This is a genomic window from Streptomyces sp. NPDC054794 (assembly GCF_053611585.1).
In genome coordinates, this window is record NZ_JBSHAQ010000034.1 from 90,640 (window position 1) to 107,615 (window position 16,976).

General features: G+C 67.8%; 15 protein-coding genes and 7 pseudogenes. 9 read left to right on the forward strand and 13 right to left on the reverse strand.

The features are described from left to right. The first annotated feature begins 338 nt into the window (after positions 1-338). Complete coding sequence (locus ACWGKT_RS31010) at positions 339-692, forward strand: transposase (protein ID WP_453276285.1); 354 nt, start codon at positions 339-341, stop codon at positions 690-692. 270 nt (positions 693-962) lie between these two features. Here the strand turns inward: ACWGKT_RS31010 and ACWGKT_RS31015 are convergent, their stop codons facing one another. Continuing rightward, positions 963-1,556 carry a TetR/AcrR family transcriptional regulator gene (locus tag ACWGKT_RS31015; protein WP_453276286.1) on the reverse strand — a complete coding sequence of 198 codons (594 nt, stop codon included), beginning with the start codon at positions 1,554-1,556 and terminating at the stop codon, positions 963-965. Positions 1,557-1,680: 124 nt separating this feature from the next. On the opposite strand from ACWGKT_RS31015, the gene ACWGKT_RS31020 reads away from it, so the two are divergent. Next, positions 1,681-2,790 carry an FAD-dependent oxidoreductase gene (locus ACWGKT_RS31020; protein WP_453276287.1) on the forward strand — a complete coding sequence of 370 codons (1,110 nt, stop codon included), beginning with the start codon at positions 1,681-1,683 and terminating at the stop codon, positions 2,788-2,790. Positions 2,791-3,244: 454 nt separating this feature from the next. Here the strand turns inward: ACWGKT_RS31020 and ACWGKT_RS31025 are convergent. Continuing rightward, positions 3,245-3,517 (reverse strand): annotated as a pseudogene (locus tag ACWGKT_RS31025) (SbtR family transcriptional regulator); the annotation flags it as partial. Between ACWGKT_RS31025 and ACWGKT_RS31030 the strand changes: the two are divergent. The 4 genes and pseudogenes from ACWGKT_RS31030 (at position 3,500) to ACWGKT_RS31045 (ending at position 5,258) form a co-directional block, all read left to right on the forward strand. Then, positions 3,500-3,652: a hypothetical protein gene (locus ACWGKT_RS31030; RefSeq protein ID WP_453276288.1), complete on the forward strand. Its 153-nt coding sequence runs from the start codon at positions 3,500-3,502 to the stop codon at positions 3,650-3,652. The pseudogene ACWGKT_RS31025 and the gene ACWGKT_RS31030 sit on opposite strands and share 18 nt — an antisense overlap. A 758-nt stretch (positions 3,653-4,410) precedes the next feature. Further along, positions 4,411-4,575 (forward strand): annotated as a pseudogene (locus tag ACWGKT_RS31035) (DUF2637 domain-containing protein); the annotation flags it as partial. Positions 4,576-4,604: 29 nt separating this feature from the next. Next, positions 4,605-4,870: pseudogene (locus ACWGKT_RS31040) on the forward strand (transposase); the annotation flags it as partial. A 130-nt stretch (positions 4,871-5,000) separates the two neighbouring features. Then, the gene (locus ACWGKT_RS31045) at positions 5,001-5,258 is read left to right on the forward strand and encodes a hypothetical protein (protein ID WP_453276289.1); all 258 of its coding nucleotides are present in this window, start codon (positions 5,001-5,003) and stop codon (positions 5,256-5,258) included. Positions 5,259-5,455: 197 nt separating this feature from the next. Here the strand turns inward: ACWGKT_RS31045 and ACWGKT_RS31050 are convergent, their stop codons facing one another. The 6 genes and pseudogenes from ACWGKT_RS31050 to ACWGKT_RS31075 all read right to left on the reverse strand — a co-directional run. Beyond that, on the reverse strand, positions 5,456-6,397 hold the full coding sequence (locus tag ACWGKT_RS31050; protein ID WP_453276290.1) for an IS5 family transposase: 942 nt from the start codon (positions 6,395-6,397) through the stop codon (positions 5,456-5,458). A 307-nt stretch (positions 6,398-6,704) separates the two neighbouring features. Then, complete coding sequence (locus ACWGKT_RS31055; protein WP_356159918.1) at positions 6,705-7,403, reverse strand: GNAT family N-acetyltransferase; 699 nt, start codon at positions 7,401-7,403, stop codon at positions 6,705-6,707. Positions 7,404-7,716: 313 nt separating this feature from the next. Continuing rightward, entirely contained in the window at positions 7,717-8,154 is a 438-nt protein-coding gene (locus ACWGKT_RS31060) for a hypothetical protein (RefSeq protein WP_453276291.1), read from the reverse strand. A 196-nt stretch (positions 8,155-8,350) separates the two neighbouring features. Then, entirely contained in the window at positions 8,351-8,491 is a 141-nt protein-coding gene (locus ACWGKT_RS31065; protein ID WP_453276304.1) for a thiamine pyrophosphate-dependent enzyme, read from the reverse strand. Between the two features lie 262 nt (positions 8,492-8,753). After that, positions 8,754-10,031: an IS701 family transposase gene (locus ACWGKT_RS31070; protein ID WP_453276292.1), complete on the reverse strand. Its 1,278-nt coding sequence runs from the start codon at positions 10,029-10,031 to the stop codon at positions 8,754-8,756. Positions 10,032-10,094: 63 nt separating this feature from the next. Beyond that, positions 10,095-11,153, reverse strand: a pseudogene (locus tag ACWGKT_RS31075) (IS630 family transposase); the annotation flags it as partial. Positions 11,154-11,155: 2 nt separating this feature from the next. On the opposite strand from ACWGKT_RS31075, the pseudogene ACWGKT_RS31080 reads away from it, so the two are divergent. Beyond that, positions 11,156-11,718, forward strand: a pseudogene (locus tag ACWGKT_RS31080) (transposase); the annotation flags it as partial. Positions 11,719-11,796: 78 nt separating this feature from the next. Here ACWGKT_RS31080 and ACWGKT_RS31085 read toward each other — a convergent pair. Together ACWGKT_RS31085 and ACWGKT_RS31090 are read right to left on the reverse strand one after the other, a co-directional pair. Beyond that, on the reverse strand, positions 11,797-12,711 hold the full coding sequence (locus ACWGKT_RS31085) for an N-acetyltransferase family protein (RefSeq protein WP_453276293.1): 915 nt from the start codon (positions 12,709-12,711) through the stop codon (positions 11,797-11,799). 376 nt (positions 12,712-13,087) lie between these two features. After that, positions 13,088-14,278: pseudogene (locus ACWGKT_RS31090) on the reverse strand (IS110 family transposase). Positions 14,279-14,613: 335 nt separating this feature from the next. Here ACWGKT_RS31090 and ACWGKT_RS31095 point away from each other — a divergent pair. Further along, positions 14,614-14,745, forward strand: coding sequence for a BBE domain-containing protein (locus tag ACWGKT_RS31095; RefSeq protein ID WP_453276294.1), 132 nt, complete (start codon positions 14,614-14,616; stop codon positions 14,743-14,745). 101 nt (positions 14,746-14,846) lie between these two features. On the opposite strand, the gene ACWGKT_RS31100 is transcribed toward ACWGKT_RS31095, so the two are convergent. Beyond that, positions 14,847-15,461: a TetR/AcrR family transcriptional regulator gene (locus ACWGKT_RS31100; RefSeq protein WP_453276295.1), complete on the reverse strand. Its 615-nt coding sequence runs from the start codon at positions 15,459-15,461 to the stop codon at positions 14,847-14,849. A gap of 69 nt (positions 15,462-15,530) precedes the next feature. On the opposite strand from ACWGKT_RS31100, the gene ACWGKT_RS31105 reads away from it, so the two are divergent. Continuing rightward, positions 15,531-15,926, forward strand: coding sequence for an EthD domain-containing protein (locus tag ACWGKT_RS31105; RefSeq protein ID WP_453276296.1), 396 nt, complete (start codon positions 15,531-15,533; stop codon positions 15,924-15,926). A gap of 302 nt (positions 15,927-16,228) precedes the next feature. Here ACWGKT_RS31105 and ACWGKT_RS31110 read toward each other — a convergent pair whose 3' ends face one another. Next, a complete protein-coding gene (locus tag ACWGKT_RS31110) occupies positions 16,229-16,645 on the reverse strand; it encodes a hypothetical protein (RefSeq protein ID WP_453276297.1) in 417 nt (138 codons plus the stop codon). Next, positions 16,642-16,884: pseudogene (locus ACWGKT_RS31115) on the reverse strand (IS5/IS1182 family transposase); the annotation flags it as partial. The pseudogene ACWGKT_RS31115 and the gene ACWGKT_RS31110, both read right to left, overlap by 4 nt. Positions 16,885-16,976: the final 92 nt, after the last annotated feature.

The following is a 16,976-nucleotide window of genomic DNA, read 5'->3' on the forward strand; positions in this document are numbered from 1 at the left end:
CACCTGCGACCGGGCGACCGCGCCCGGGCCCCACCCGCACACCGGGAACAGCACCGACGGCCGCCGCGCTCGACGCCCTGACCAAGACGTCTCCGGCAGGTCGCCCGGTCGAGCCGGAGGAGGTCGCCGGGGCGGCCCACCACCCGCCCTGGCCTGATCGACGGGTGCCTCGCCGGAACCGGACTATCACTCCCGTCCGCGACAACCCGAGTTCAAGATCAGTAACGAAGCAGGTCCCTCGACGACCTGTCGAGGGACCTGAGCGGGGACGCAACGATGGCCCCTGGTTAGCGGTCAGCGCTCTTCGTTGGGGGCAGCCGCGAAGCCCATCCGTATGCTTGCTCGCGCCGTACTGCGATTACTCAGGCAGTCCAAAGAGCGAGCGGTGCACCAAGGCCAAAGCCGGCCGCATCCTGACCATCCGCCCACACCACGACCTGCAAGCGGCCGCCCGCCGCCAGGCCGCCACCGTCCCCGGCTGGCAAGCCGCCTACCGCCGCTGGAGACCACCCGTCGAACGCGCCGTCGCCTGGCTCGTCCAGCACGGCAACCGCAGACTCCGCTACCGCGGCACCATCGACAACAATGCCTGGCTCCACACCCGAGCCGCCGCCCTCAACCTCCGCCGACTGATCAACCTCGGACTCACCCGCGCCGGCAGCACCTGGACGATCAGCCCGGCCACCACATAGACCGAGAAATCGCCCGGCTCACCGCCGGACAGTCCCTCAACAAGATCTTCATGAGCCTTCCAGGCCGTGTGTCCGGTGGATCATCGGGTTCCTGCCGGCGGCGCCCGGGTACCGATTGGGCCGACGACGAACGGTCAGGGCGGTGTCGTTCAGAGGTTTTGTCCGGCTGGATGCCGGTTCAGGTGGCTTGTGTGGCTGAGTAGTTACTCAGGTTGAACCTGTGAGGGCGCGCAACGCGTCCTCGTACACCAGGGCTCCGCGCAGACCGGGTCAGCTGCCCGGGCGGGAAGCCGCCCAGCCGTGTTCGAGCAATGCGAAGGCCTCGTCGGCGGCGCGGTGCGGCTCGGCGTGCCGCAGGATGAGGCCGCGGGCCTCAAGGGCGAAATGAGCCAGGGCGGCGCAGCTGACATCGTCCTCGGGGGCGCCGACAGCCTCGGCGATGGCCCGCGCCAGGGCCGCTTCGTGGCGCGTCCAAATGCGGTGGGCGTAGTCGCGCAGCGCAGGGGTCTCCTGCACCATGCGCGTGAAATCGGCGAACCGCGGGTCCGTGGCATGCACGGCGAACTGGGTCTGTTTCAGCAGGATGTGCTCGCGCAGAGCTTGCGGGATCGACTGGCCGGGGGGGCGGTCGCGCACGGCGGCGACGAGCGCCGCCTCCAGGTCGTCGTCCTGGTCGAAGACCAGGGCTTCTTTGCCGGAGAAGTGCTTGAACAAGGTGGTCACCGAGACATCGGCGGCGTCGGCGATGTCCTTGACGCCGACCTGGTCGTAGCCGCGGTCGAGGAAGAGTTCGAGTGCGGCGTCGGCCAGGGACTGGCGGGTCTGGGCCTTCTTGCGCTCGCGGCGCCCGGTCGGTTCGGTCACTCGCATACCGTACCCCGGGGTGAAGCAACTTCAAAAGTTTAGTCGTTGCACTTATTTGGTGAGTGTGCTTTCTTGGTGAGGCCGGACCTCCCGGCGGCTCACCCACCTCCCGAGGGACACTCCCATGCACCCTGCTCGCGGTCCCCGCATCGCGATCGTCGGCGCCGGCCTCGGTGGCCTCACCTGCGCCCGAGTCCTGCAGCAACACGGCCGCTCCGTCACCGTCTTCGAACGCGAGGCCTCCGTCGACGCCCGCCCGCAGGGCGGCACCCTCGACCTGCACGCCGACACGGGTCAGGCCGCCTTGCGGGCGGCGGGGCTTCTCGACCGATTCCAAGCCCTCGCCCGCCCCGAAGGAGAGGAGTGGCGCGTGCTCGACTTCGCCGACGCCGCCCTCCTGGCGCATCAGGGGCCGTCCGCCGACGGCGGACGGCCGGAGATCGATCGAGGCCAACTGCGCGGTCTGTTCCTGGACTCGCTCACCGAGGGCACGGTGCGGTGGGACCGCGCCGTCAGCAGGGTCACCCCGCTGCCGGACGGCACCTGCCGGGTGCTCTTCAGTGACGGCACCGCCGAGGACTTCGACCTGGTGGTCGGCGCCGACGGTGCATGGTCGCGCGTCCGCCCGGCCCTGTCGCACGCCGCACCCCGCTACACCGGCGTCACCTTCGTCGAGACCGGATTCGACCACTGCGACACCCGCCATCCCGACCTCGCGCGGCTGGTCGGCAACGGATCAATGCTGGCGAAGGGCGTCGGCAGGTCCTTGGTCGCCCAGCGCAACAGCAACGGCCACATCCGCGCTTACATCGCGTTCCGCGCGCCGGAGGACTGGCACGGGGCTGCCGGTATCGACCTCGGCGACCAGCAGGCCGTACGGTCGCACCTGCTGACGATGTTCGACGGCTGGGACGAGAGCCTGCGCTACATCCTGAGCAACAGCGACAACTGGTTCATCAACCGGTCCCTGTTCGTCCTGCCCGCCCCACACACCTGGGAGCACGTTCCCGGCGTCACACTGCTCGGCGATGCCGCGCACCTGATGCCCCCGGTCGGGCTGGGCGCCAATCTCGCCATGCTCGACGGCTCCGACCTCGCCCACGCCCTCGTCACCGAATCCAGCGTCGACGACGCCGTCCGCGCCTACGAGAGCGTCATGCTGCCGCGCTCGATCGAGGCCGCGACGGGCAGTGCGCAGGGACTCGACCACCTCGTTCCCGCGACGACCTCTTGAGCCGACTCCACCGCCCCCGGCCCCGCGTCGATCACGTGCACTCTCCCGGCGGTCGCATCCGCCCCAGGGCGGCGTCGTCGGAGGCCCTGTCCGGTTTGATCACGTGATGCCGAAGGTGGCCAGTGGCTGGGCGGCGTCTCGGCCGCGGCCGGCAGCCCCCGTTGTGTACGCGTCGCGCACGGGAGGGCTGACGGATCTTGCACGGACCGATGCAGTGCTCGCGGCCGTCGTCTCCTTCAGCTGGGGCGCGTCCGGGTCGCGCAGGGGTCGCAGCCCGCCGGCGGCCGGACGTGATCGCCCAGCGTGAATGGCCGGCGGTGTTCCTGCTGTCTGCCTGCTCGCCCGACCTCAACCCCGTGGAAGAACTGGGCACACCGGCTCGACATCTTCGACGGCTTCACAGCAGGAACCGGCCTGACCCTCGACAAGCCGACGTCACCCTGACGGGCCGATGTCAGTGCGGTTGGCGCAGTCCTGCGACGAGGAGTGCGATCAGTCGGCGTGCGTCGTAGCGAGGGTCGCTCTCGGTGCCGATGCAGAGGTTTCCGACGCCGCGCATGAGGTGGTAGGCGTCGAGGTCGGAGTGGATCTCGCCGGAGGCGGCGGCAGCGTCGAGGAGCTGGGTGCACACCGGCAGGAGGCGTTCGAGGAAGTAGGCGTGCGGCGTCTCGAAGCCGGCGCCGTCTCCCTGCATCGCGACGGCCAGGCCGTGCTTGGTGACCAGGAAGTATTCGGCTTCAACGACCTGGCGGTCAAGGACGCGGCTCCCGGCACCCTCTGCCGCATCTACGTCGACGGCAAGCTCAAGGACGAGCAGAAGCCCGACGCCAAGGGCTCGCTGTCGTGCTTCGTCAACCTCTAGGACTCACCGGCGAATTCGAATCTGCTCACGTGCACGACGGTCCGCGCGGCCGGCGACCCAGGCCTATGCTACGGCAGCAGTCACTATCGAGGACACCGAGATCACCGTACTGTCCCAGCGACAGTGCACGGACCTGCGCCGCGATCGCATCGGCTTCGTCTTCCGGCAGCACCTGCTGCCGGAGCTGAACGGCTCGGAGAACATCGTGCTGCCGCTGGAGATCGCGGGCCGTCGACCGGACCGGGGCCGGCTGGATGCGGTCGTGGCGCGCTGCGATCGGCGTTCTCCCTCTCGCCCGTCGCCGGGTCGATGTGCTGTGTGCGATGTCTCGCGACCTCCGACCACGCCTGCGTCCCGGCTCTGCAGCGCAGGTGGCCCCAAACCTTGCCGAAGCGGGGCCGGGCACGGGCGCCGGACCGTCCGTCTGAGAAGATCGTGGGACTGTTCACAACGGCGGTCTCGCTATAGTGGTTTGGCAACAGGGGTGGGGAACATGGCGGTTCTGGTTCTGGTCGGCTTGCTCGTTCTGGTCGTCGGCGGGTGCGTCTGTGTGGTGTGGGCAGCGCGGGGCGGACCCCGCTGGGTGCGTGTCGTGGGCGCCCTGACGCTCGTCGCGGGCGAGTTGTTGTCGAGTCGGACGAAGCGCGCGCACCAGAACTCAGGCCAGAACCTGGGTGACGGGAGTGACTCCTAGACCCTGGGGCGCCACGCAGGCAGTGCGGGACAGGTGCGGAAGGCGCCTTCCGAGGGGGACTGACCCGGACCCGCTGGGCGTGGGCATGCACGCGGTGATCCCGATCCTGTTCGTGGTCGCCGTCGTGGCCGCCCGCCACGCCATCGGCCGGATCGCCGACATGGCCGTCGACAAGCACATGGAGGGCGTCCGCCTCACCCGCTGGCTCCTCTCGCCGGTCCCCACGTTCGGGAGTGTCTAATTGATTGGACAGACCCCCTGCATGCCGACAAGGCGTACGACGTACCCCACCTGCGACGATGGTTATGGGGCAAGCGCATCGGCGTCCGGCTCGCCCGCAGGGGCATCGACTCCAGCGAACGGCTCGGCCGCCGCAGGTGGGTCATCGAACGCACCATGTCCTGGCTGACGGGCTACCGTCGTCTCAACCACCGCTACGAGCGGAACCCGGCAACTACCTGGCCTTTCTTGGCCTCGCAGCCGCTCTCTGCTGCTACAAACGACTCCGCAAACTGACCATGTAGGACACGGTCTTAGACGCCATCCGCTTTCCGAACGTGATCATTTGGTTCGGGCTGGGTGGGCATGAACTCCGGCTGGTGGCAGGAGAGATGGGCGTGGTTCGTCTGCTCGTCCCGTTTGTGGAGGTGGCTGGTGCCGTCGGTGCTCGGTCTGTTGGAGGCCCGGGAGAAGAAGGTCCGGGAGAAGAAGGTCCGGGAAGAGGTGGCACGGCTGCGGGAGGAGGCCGAGCGGGTGGAGGCTGCCCTCGGCCAGGCGGAACGGGCACTTCAGCGTCTGGCGGATGCCCGTGTGACGGTGACTGAGGTGCTGGCCGAGCCGCCCGTCGCGGTCGCGGAGCCGGTGGTGAGTGCGGTGGCGGGGTCGGTGGTGCCCAGAGGACCGAGGGCATGACAGCGACGGTCCTGCCTCCGGACTACCAGCGGATCATGTCCGTGCTGGAGTCGGATGCGGCCCGGGAGGGTATGCGGTGCCAGCAACTGGCCGTGGCCCTGGGCCTTCAGGCGGTTCCAGCGACGGTCGAGGGGCTGCGGTCGAAGGCGAAACGCCTGGTGGAGCGGGGGTGGGCGCTCCAGTGCGGCCGGGGGTGTTCACCCCGCTCGGGGCGTCGGCCGGCTGAAGGCGCAGGGGCGGCGCCCGGCCAGGCGGCTGCTCATGAGCATGGTCATGGACCACAGCACCATGGCCTCGTGCATGGCGGGCAGTGTCTCGTAGTCGCGCACCAGGCGGCGCGATCGCATCAGCCAGCTCAGGGTGCGCTCCACCCCCCACCTGCGCGGCAGCACCACGAACCCGCTGGTGTCGTCGGTGCGTTTGACGATCTCAAGGGCGAGCTGGAGTTTCTCTGCCGCCCAGTCGACGAGCCGACCGGCATAACCGCCGTCCGCCCAGACGAGGCGGATGGAGAAGTACATGGTGCGCAGCCGCTCGAGCAGCGGGACGGCGGCGTCGCGGTCCTGCACGCTCACCGCGGTCACTGCGACGGCCAGGACCAGGCCGAGGCAGTCCATGACCAGGTGCCGCTTGCGGCCACCCACTTTCTTCCCGCCGTCCCACCCGGACGTCGAGCGCGGGATGTTCGTCGCCGCCCGCAGCGACTGCGAGTCCACGATGGCGGCCGTCGGGTCCGGCGAACGGCTGTCCTTCTGGCGGACCTTGTCACGCAGCCGGTCGTGGAGTTCGGTGAGCAGGCCCGTCACCTGCCAGCGTCGGGCGAACGCGTGCACCCGCCGGTACGACGGGAAGTCGCAGGGCAGGTTGACCCACTTGACGCCGTTGTCGACGACGTAGCGGACCGCGTCCAGCATGACGCGGTGGCAATAGCCCTCCGGTCGTCCGCCCCGCCCCTGAAGCCACGCGGGGACCGGCAGCAGCGGCCGGATGACCTGCCATTCGGCCTCCGTCAGGTCGGAGTCGTAACACGGGGCGCGGTCCGGCCCGTCCGCCGCGTTGCCGAACCTGTGCGCGAGACAGTCACACGCCGGAGACGGCGCGTTGGACTCCACGGACGCACACGCGACAGACTGCGACACAGGGCCTCCTGGTGCTGCTCGGTTGGGATCGCAACCCCGAGCTACCAGGAGGCTCTGCCGTTATGCCCACCGAGAGATCACCCGAACAGGAACCGTGTTCGACTCATCAAGCCTGCCCAGCGGTAAGCGGATGGCGTCTTAGGTCTTGAGCATTGCTCCTCCGTCAGGCGGATGGCACCGGAAAGCTTCGCCTGAGCGAGCCGCGGGTCTCTTCCAGAACGGCGGCGACCGCCGCCACTCCCGCCATGCCGGACCGGCAGCCGTTGCGGGTGGTCGTGCGGGAGATCACGCGAGGGGATCTCGTTCCTCACAACCCCGCAGGAGGGGAGTAGAGCTCCACTTCACTCACCTGCGTGAAACCGAGGCGGCGGTAGACCGGTGCTCCCATGTCGCTGGCCTGGAGCGTGCAGACCAACGCCTGTTCACTTCGGGCTACTTGCATCGCCGCCGCCGTGAGCGCGGTACCGATGCCGCGTGCGCGTAGGGACGGGTCGGTCCCGATCCAGTAGAGACCGGCGATGCCGTTGCTGATCAGCACGGCCGACGTGGCCACCGGGCGGCCGTCGATCCGCCCGACCAGTCGGATCAGTCGGCCGAGATCGGTGCGCAGGCCGGATTCGGCGGCCACCACGGCGTCGCGGAGACCGGCGCCGACTCCGAAGGATGACGCGTAACCGTCGACGTAGTCGGCTATGCCCTCCGGCCCGTCGACGTGCTCGATGACCAGGCCGGCAGGGGCGGACAGAGAGGGCTCGGGCAGCTGGTCGAGCCGGACGGCCATGACCGGCATGGCGCCGTTGCGGTGGTAGCCCCGGTCCCGCAGTGCCTCGGCCACGCCGGTGTCGCTGTCCGGGCCGATCCACCATCGCCAGGGTACGCCGGCCAGTTGTCGCTCGGCATCGGAGGCGACTTCGGGAACACTCCGGCCGCGAAGTCGGAGAACGCCGTTGAGCAGCCTGTGTTGAAGACCGCTGCGGTAGACGACCAGGTCCTCGTCGACGCTCATGGAGCCACCCCAAGCGAGCCAGTGCGCCCGGAGGTTGGCCATTTGCGGGAGAAGCTCCTGGACCGACAGCGAGGTCACATCGGCGTCTTTCAAAGATCTCATCCATCCTCTACGGCGGCTTGCTCCGTGCGCTTCGGTGGTGCGCTCCGGACTGCGGATCATCAATGGCGGTGTGCCCGCGTGCGATCGGCTTCGGGCCTGTGTCCGACGTGCACCATCGTGTGGCGCTGTAGATGGCGAATCGGTGGCAACCGCGATCCGATGCCGGTACCGACACCTGTCATGACGATCACGCGGCTGGAATTCTCTCGGTTCACGTGAGGCTCGTCTTCCGTGCGTGTCGGGTGCCAGGGAGTCCGACGAACTCCAGATGGCCGCGGCCGCCTTCGTGGAAGGTCAGCGGATAGGCCATCGCGAGGGTGACGTCGTAGGACTTGAGGCGGCGGGCGAGATGGAGCAGACACGACTGCGAGGCGGGATCCGCGTACTGGGCGTCGTCGACGAGTACGAGGAGCCCGGCGCGTCCGGCGGCCGTCACCACCAGCGCGGAGACGAACTCCTGCAGGAGCGGCACGGGAGTGGTGGCTGGTGGCGCGCGGTGGAAGAGGCGCGGTACGGCCGAGCGTACGTCGTCGGGAATCCCCGGAACGTGGACGAACTGTTCGAGAAGGGAGAAGGGGATTTCGCGTTCATTGCGGAATCCGGTGGTGTGCGGGCAAAGGGAACCAGCCGCGACGGCGTGTCGCCTCATCTCTTCCAGGTGGAACGACTTCCCGGTCCCCGGCCCCCGTGCAGAAGAAGGTTCCTCCGAGCTGTCCGGCTTGCCCGGCGGTGCACGCGAAACCTGAGAGGCTTGCGTCCCAGGTTTCCGTTCGCATCGCACCGTTTCTGTCTGCGTGTTCGTTGATGATCGAGGTCTTCGGCTGTCGCTGTTTCCGACATCGCTTTCAGGTCGGCTGGAGGGTCGCTTCGATGAGGTGTGGTCCGGGTGTGGCCAGCGCGGTGGAGAAGTGCTCGGCTAGTTCGGTTGTGCTTGCAGCCCGGGTCGCGGGGATGCCCATGCCGGTGGCCACGGCGGTGAAGTCGATGTCGGGTTGGCTGAGATCGAAGAGGGCGTTGGCGGCCGGTTCGGGGCGACCAGCTCGTGCAGGTCTGTCATGGGCTCAATTGAACCTCATGCACGCACTGCGCGCAAGAGCGCGTGCAACACTGCTATCGTCATGTGGCGGAGCGCTATCTCCACTCAACTAGTAGGGCTCCGTTAGGTTGCTCTGGCTCTTGGGTTCTGGCTGGTGGTGGATGTTCTGGGCAGGGGGCGGTGGCAGGTGGTGCAGGTGCCGGTCCAGCAGTTCAGCAGGTCTTGGATGGCGTCGAGGATCTGGTAGAGGGTGAGTCCGCTGTACCGGCTTTTGGGGCCAGTCGCTGTTCGGTGAGGAACGCGTGGGCGGCGGTGACGAGGGTGACGTGGTGATGCCACCCGGCCCAGGAACGGCCCTCGAAGTGGTCCAGGCCGAGGCCGTGCTTGAGTTCCCGGTAGTCGTGCTCGATCCGCCAGCGGATCTTCGCCAGGCGGACCAGTTCAGCCAGCGCGGTGGCGGCGGGCAGGTTGGACAGCCAGTAGTCGGTGGGTGCTTCGGCGCCTTCGGGCCATTCGACCAGCAGTGTGACTTCGGGCAGGACACCGTCCCAGTGGCCGTGTTCGGCGGTGGCGGCGGCCTGGGCCAGACGGCGGGCTCTCACCCCGGCCGGCCGCACCCGCACGGCCAGGAAGCGCGAGCGCATCACGCCGCGGGAGCCTTCACGCCAGGACACCTCGGTGAACGCTTCCCGTCCCTGGCCGGCCGCCAGCGCGGCCACCGAGGACGGCTTGTCCCGGTAGCGGGGCTGCGGCTTGCGGCCGTTGCCCGACCACGCCGGCGCGAACGGCTCGGCGGTGTGCGGATGGACGGTCACGTCCGAACGGATGGCGACGACATAGTCGATGCCCCGGCCGTCGAGGCCGTCGCGGAAGTCGGCGTTCTGCCCGTAGCCGGCATCGGCCACCACCACCGGCGGCACCAGACCCCACCCGGCCAGCTCGTCGATGCTGTCCAAGGCCAGGCGCCACTTCTCCCGGTGCCCGACCTCCTGCGGAATCCCGGTCCTGCGCCGCCGTCCGATATCGTCCGCCCACTCCTCGGGCACGAACAGCTGCCACTGCAACGGACACGAGGCAGTGTCGGAGACCGCGTGCACGCTCACCGCGACCTGGCAGTTGGCCTGCTTGCCCAGCGTCCCGCAGTACTGGGGCGCGACCGCCACCGACATCCGGCCGTCCTTGGGGAACGACACGTCATCGACCGCCCATGCATCCGGGCCGATCTGCGGCACCATGCGCTCCGCAATCCGCCGCCGCACCGGCACCGGATCCCAGGTCGACTGGTTCACGAACTGCTGCAGGTTCTGCTCGTTGCCATCCGGCAGCCGCTCCGCCATCGGCTGGATGGACTTGCGCCGCCCGTCCAGCATCAGCCCCCGCAGATACCAGTCACCCTTCGCCCGCTGATCCTTGCGCGGCACCGACGCGAACACGTCGGCGACGAATAAGGCCAACTTTGCCCGAGCCCGGTTCACTTCATGTGCGTCCACATCCCCAACATGCCCCCAAACAGGACCGCGAGACAGACCTAACGGAGCCCTACTAGTGCCGCATCAGGCAACGTTCGCCCTGTCGACCACTTCGCGTAGCCGTTCGTCGGCGGCGTGCTTGTTCCGCCAGTTGATGTAGCGGCGGATCGTGCTGCCCTGCTCCTTGTGGCTGGCATGGTCGGTCCCGTCCAGTGCGAAGTAGCGCAGGGTGGTGAACTGGGCCTCGATGCGGTTGAGCCAGGAGCTGGTCGTCGGTGTGTAGGCAAACTCGACGTTGTTGGCCGACGCCCAGTCGCCGACCCGCGTGTCCTTGTTCGTGGTCAGGTGCGGGGAGAAGTTGTCGAGCACGATCGCGATCCGGATGTCGGGCGGGTAGAGGCTGCGCAGGTACCGACAGAACTCCAGGAACCTCGTGCGGTTCTTCTTCGGCTTGGTGTGTCCGTAGAGCTTGTCCTTGCCGAGGTCATAGACGGCGAACAGGTGCCTGACCCCGTGCGGTCGGGTGTAGGTAGCGCGCCGGCGAGGTCTCGGCTCCCGGTCTGGGCCCTTGTGCCGTCCGCCGCGCTCGGCCCACTGCCAGCCGGGGTGGGGCTGGAGGTTGAGCGGGCCGAACTCGTCCAGGCAGAACATGACTTCGGGATCGCCGTCCTCGGGTATGACCTCGCCGTCGGCGATCGCGTAGAGGTGCTTGACACGGGCCTTCTTGGCGGCGTAGTCGGGGTCGCGGGAGGTCTTCCACCTCTCTATGCGTTGAAAGGACACGCCCTCCTCGCGGAGCAGGACCCGAAGGCCCTCATGGCTGATGTCGTCGACCACCCCCTCGGCGACCAAGAAGTCGGCCAGCTTGGCCAGGCTCCAGGTCGAGAACGGCAGGTCGTGCTCGACCGGCTCGGACTTGGCGATCTTCTTGATCTCGCGCCGCTCGGGCAGGGTGAATGTCCTGGGCCGGCCGCCCTTGCACTTCGGGTATAGCGCCTCGAAGCCGTCGGCATTGAAGTCGTGGATCACGTCCCGCACCCGGTCCGCGCTGGTGAACGTCACCTCGGCAATCTTCGCAACCGGCATGCCCTGCGCGGACAGCAACACCATCAGCGTGCGCCGCCAGGTCACCACTGAGCCGGAGTGCCCGCACTGCCGTCGAGGCGGCCCAGGCCCAGTACACGGCTCTGCCCGGCGAAAAGCTGGCCGCGATGATGGTCGCCTGTCTTGCGAAGGGGGTACTGACCCTCAACGAGGAAATCCCCGAGCTCGCGCCCTGATCGAGGCCCGGTTTCGCCAGCACCCGCATGTGCGAGTGACCAGCAGCATGCCAGGCATGGGGACCATGCTCGGGGCGGAGTTCCTCGCGGCCACCGGCGGTGACCTGGAAGCGTTCGGCACTGTGGACCGCCTGGCCGCCTTCGCGGGCCTGGCTCCCGTGCCCCGCGACTCAGGGCGCGTCAGCGGAAACATGCGCCGTCCCCGGCGCTACCACCGAGGTCTCCTGCGAGCCTTCTACCTCTCTGCTATGGCCAGTCTCAGATCATGTCCCGCCTCGAAGGCGTACTACGAGCGAAAGGGCGTCGAAGGCAAGAACCATAAGCAAGCCCTCCTGTGTCTCGCCCGCCGACGAGCCAACGTTCTATGGGCCATGATCCGTGACGGAGTGCTCTACCAAGCCTCACAACCGATCAATGCTGCGGCTTGACAACGACATTAGGAAGTGTCTGAGGCCTGTATGACAAGCCAGTCGCACGGCGGTTTCGTGGTGCTGCGGTGAGTCGCGTCAAGCCGCGAAGCGGGGAAGACTAATGAACCGGCTTTCCTCGATGACTTGGTAGCCAGCGCTCGTGTACAGGTTCATTGCCACCTCGTTGCCGCCCCATACGGTGAACATCAGCTGCGAGTCGCCGGCTGCGAGCGCTGCCTGTTCGCCGGCCGCCATCGCGGCTCGCCCGTACCCTTTGCCGCGGTGCTGCTCTTGGATGTGCAGCGAGAAGCCGTAGGTGACCTCTGGGAGGTGCCCGTGCTTCAGCCAGCCGGTGCCGATCTGCTCGCCCGACGCTTCGAGCACCAGGAACGTGTTGCCGGGCGTCGCCAGGCCCTCGGGAAGCAGCTTTGCGAAGTCCTGGTCGGACTTGCGTACGGCCTCCTCGGGGCTCAGGGCTCCTGCCCGGACGATGTCGCCGACGTAGGCGGCCTTCTCGGAGGTGAGCCAGTCGGGATATTCGGCGGGTGCCATCGGCCGTGCGGTGACACCGTCGAGTGGTTCCGGCGGGGAACTGACGCGCCGCGCCCTGAGCTGGCCCCGGACGCTGTAACCGTTGAACAGTTCGCCGGCGGGCTCGGTGAGCCGTATGTCCAGTCGGCGTGCGCCGCGCTGCGTGCACCATGCCTCGGCCCAGTCTCGGGCGGCCTGTTCGTGTCCCTGTCCGGCGTGGAGCGCGTCGATGTGGAGGTCGCCGATGCGGCCCGCGAACGTGCCGTTGTCGTCGGTCACGACCACGGCGACGTATCCCACTCGGGTTCCGGCGTCCGTGATCTCGGCGACGGTCCAGTCGCCGATGCTGGCGCGTGCATCCTCGAGCATGCGCTCCACGGTGGCCGCACCGAGCCCGGCCACTGTGTACGAGGTGCGTAGCCGCCGCTCGAAGTCCTTCTGCCATTCCAGGCCGTCATCAAGGATGCTGAATTCTGTCATCTGATCACACTAGTGACGTTGTCGTGGACCTGGCCCGGGGATTTCGGTGTCATACACCAGCGCTCGCCTACTTCCTGTGGGGCTGCCGGCAACTGGCCGTTCTCGACAGGGCGGCATGCTCTTGGCGGTGCCCCGTATCATGTCATTAAAAGAGCGTTTTGCCCCGGCGATCGTGTTTGATGGCCATTCAGGAGCCGGTTAATCTGGGGTTGTTGTGCCGTCGGTGCCAGCTGAGGTGATTGGGACGGCAGTCATCGTGCGCCAGTCCGTTTCATTCAGTTCCCTCCTGTCTGGTCCCAAGGCGCCCCTGGCTGGCCCGTTTGCGCCCTGGGGCTGCATGGCGCCGGACGGTACTACCGATTCCTAATGTCGTCCGTCAAGCCTCAAGAGTGTCGGGCGGTGTGGGCTCGTAGCACCGTCCGTCGCGCAGGAGGGCCCAGAGAACGTTGACGCGGCGACGGGCCAGTGCAAGGACGGCTTGCGTGTGGCGCTTGCCCTCCGCGCGTTTGCGTTGATAGAAGCGGCGAGATTCCTCGCAGTGCCGGATGCTGAAAGTGCCGAGGTGTGAAAGACCCGCAGGAGGCGGCGGTTGTATCGCTGGGGGCGCCGCATGTTGCCACTGATCTTGCCGGAGTCACGAGGAACCGGTGCGACGCCGCCGAAGCCGGCGAGCCGGTCGGAAGTGCCGAAGATGCTCATGTCGCCGCCGGTGGCGGCCAGGAACTCGGCGCCGAGGATGACACCCATGCCGGGCATGCTGGTGATCACATCGAAGGTTGCATGGTGGCGAAACCGGGCCTCTATTGCCTTGCCGAGCTCGGTGACCCGCTGGTTGAGAGCTATCACCTCTGTTGTTAGCGTGCGCACCAGCTGGGCGGTCAGCTTCTCGCTCGGCAGGCTGGTGTGCTGGCGCTCGGCGGCCCGAACGGCGATCTCGGCGAGCCGGTCGGCGTCCAGGACGTGGCGGTTGCGTAGCCAGCTCTCCAGCCGCTTGCTCCCGATTCGACGGATGGCCGCGGGGGTCTGGTAGCCGCTCAGCAAGGTGAGCGGGCCGACGCTGGTCAGGTCCAGCATCCGTTCCAGGCCAGGGAAAACGCTGGTCAGTTGGGCCCGGAGGCGGTTGACGGTGCGAGTGCGGTCAGCGACCAGGTCTCATGCGGCGGCTGGTGAGAATGTTGAGATCGGTGACGGTTTCGTCGCTGGCGCGTAAGGGGCGCAGGTCGCGGCGAACGCGCGCCTGGTCGGCGATGACCGCTGCGTCCTTGGCGTCGGTCTTTCCCTCACCGTGGTAAGTCTCGCAGGCGCGATGGACGGCCCGGCCGGAGATGTAATGCACCGGCTGGTCACGGCTGAGGAGGATGGTGATGGCGAGGGCGGCTCCGCCGTCGGCCAAGTCGATACCCCAGGTCACGTCGTCGCCCAGAGCAAGGACATCGGCGAGAAGTTGAAGCAGTTCCAGCTCGTCGTTGGCGACGCATCGCGACAGCAGCCGACGGCCGCGTTCATCGATCGCGACGCAATGGTGGTGGGTTTTTCCTGCGTCAATGCCGGCCCAGATCGCGGCCATGTGATGCCTCCGTACGGTGCGATGCGGTGCCTCCCACGGACGACCTCGCTGTCGATTCCCTACGGAGCGATCATTCGCACCGGCGTGATCGAGGCGCTGGCAGCGGCGGCCGACGAGCCGCCGCGCATGTGCTCGGTCATGCTGGTGCCCCTCGGGGGCGCGATCGCCCGCGTCTCGGCCGAGGCCACCGCGTTCCAGCACCGGGAAGCCGCACACTATCTGATGGCCAACACCATGGCGCCACCACAAGATCTCGGCGCTGAACGAGCCGACTGGGCGGAGAAGGTGACTGGCAGCGTGCTGGCCGGAACCCTGTGGCACCAGGCGTGTTCGCAATGGACCGGGACAAGCCCGAACACTACGTCCGCGCCTACTACGGCGACGCGGCATACGCCCAGCTCGCAGATGTCAAGCAGACCTGCGACCCGGGGAATACCTTCCGGTTCAACCAGAACATCCGCCCGTGAGGCGGCCGGAGCGCCAGTCGGCCGGGCTCCCGGGTTGCCGCCCACCTGTTCCCGATGGCCTGCAGCCTGTTCTGGGGACGCACGTGATGCGCCGTGACACCTCACGAACGGGGCGGCACCGCAGCGCTCCGGGCGCGGTCGAGGCGTTCGCGGATCGCGTGCCGGGCGCGGTCGTACGCATCCGGGTACTCGAGGAGGCTGCGGGCGTAGTTCGCCTGCAGCACGACGGCGTGCAGATCGAAGAGGAGCTGTTCGACGTCGGTACCCGGGTCGAGCTCGCCGAGCCGGCAGGCGAGCCCGATCTGCCTGCGCAGCGCGTCGAATCCCTGGAGGGCCAAGTCCGCGATCGCGTCGCGCACCGGCCCCTCCCGACCATCGAACTCGGTGGCGACGGTGAAGAAGAAGCACCCCCCCTCGACCGCGTCGAGATAGTCGATCCACCCGCCGAGCAGGGCGCGCAGGCGGGGAAGTCCGTCGTCGGCGCGCTGTGCGGGTCGCAGCACTTTCGTCTCAAAACCCTCCCTGGCGGTGGCGACGATCGCCAGCTGCAGGTCCTGCTTGGTGCCGAACAGGCTCTGCACCCCGCTCTTGGTCATGCCGAGCGCGGTCGCCAGCCCACCCAGCGAGATGCCCTCGAGCCCCTCCACCGTGGCCAGCTGCATGGCGCGTTCGAGTATCGCGCGGCGCCGCTCGTCTCCGGGTCGTGTAGTGGCCATACGTACAGCATAGCCAATACGATCGGATCGATTGACGCGTACGATCGTACGCCTTAGCGTGATCCGGAGTTGGCCACGCACGCCAAGCGCCGGCCACCACTGGACGCAAAGGAAACGCCGTTGATCAAAGTCAGTATCTACCTAGTCCGTCGACCGGGGATGTCTCCCGACGAGTTCGTCGACCACTGGAAGAACCAGCATGGACCGTTGGTGCTCTCCCTGCCGGAGTTCACGTCGCGCGTGCGCCGGTACACACAACAGCACGTCCTGCGGGATCTCCCCGCGGAGGTCCCGGTGCTGCCGTACGACGGGGTCGCCGAGCTCTGGGTCGACAAGCCGGAGGACATTTTCGAGCTGTTGCAGTCGCCGGTCTACGAGCAGAAGGTGATTCCGGACGAAGAGAAATTCCTCGACCGGTCGAAGACGGTCATGCTCTTGACGACCGAGCACAACGTGATCGGTTGATGGCCCGACGCCGGTCGGGATCAGGACTGCGGATGATGCCGCGCTGGATCCGGGCGGACCCGGCGTAAATGGTGCCGACCCTGGCGTCCAGGTACGCCGAGGTCCAGGATGCCGAGGAGCTGAGGGCGCCGGGGTCCCCAGTCTGGTACCGGACCGGGGACGCATGCACGGTCGACCCTACTCAGAGGCACTGCGGGCTTGACTCTCCCGCTGGGGGAGAGTTCAACCTATGCATATGAGCTCACCGAAAGTCCGTACATCACCGGCCGTTTACTCATCGGGGATGGGTCATCAGCCGGTTCTTACGAGATCGCTGCAGGGGCAGTGTGATGGTGTCCTGATGGCCAAGTCCGGCCGCCGATGTCCGCCCCGTGGACGATTGAGATACGGCTTCTGAGTGGGCGTTCGTGAGTTGATGTCCCTTTCGAAGTGATGCTTGGGGGAGGGATGCTGGCTACTGCTTCCGGCCCGGTCGCGTGGTTGAAGGCGGCGAGGATGTGGGGGTAGTCCGGGTGCTCGGGCAGGGCCGGCGCGACGGCCGGGAGCCGGTCGGCGAGACCGGTGACGGTCTTGCGGGTGATCGTGAGGTGCTCCAGGTGCATCTCGGCCTCCCGCAACCGGGTCTGCAGGTCGTCGATCTGCGAGCGGAGGTCGTCGGCCAGGGCCCGGGCGGCGTCTTCCTGGAGGTCCAGGGCATCGAGCAGGGGCCGGATGTTCACGCTGCCACCGCCTGCGCCGCGCGCCAGGTGGGGGCGTTCGCGCCGGTGAGGCGTCGGGTCATGACGTGGGTCATCGCCCAGTAGACGCGGGAGGCGGCGGAGGAGGGGCGGTGCTCGTAGTCGCGGACCAGGCGCCGGTGCCGTATGAGGATCCCGTAGGTCTGCTCGACCCTCCACCGCTTCGGCTGCGGCACGAACCCCTTGTCCTGCGGGTTGCGTGCGACGATCTCGACGTCAATGGAAGGGGGCACACGTCATCGCGGTGGCCTCGGGCCGGCATGAGCAGTTCCTGCGCAAGCTCGGCGCCGATGAGTTCATCGACTACACCAGG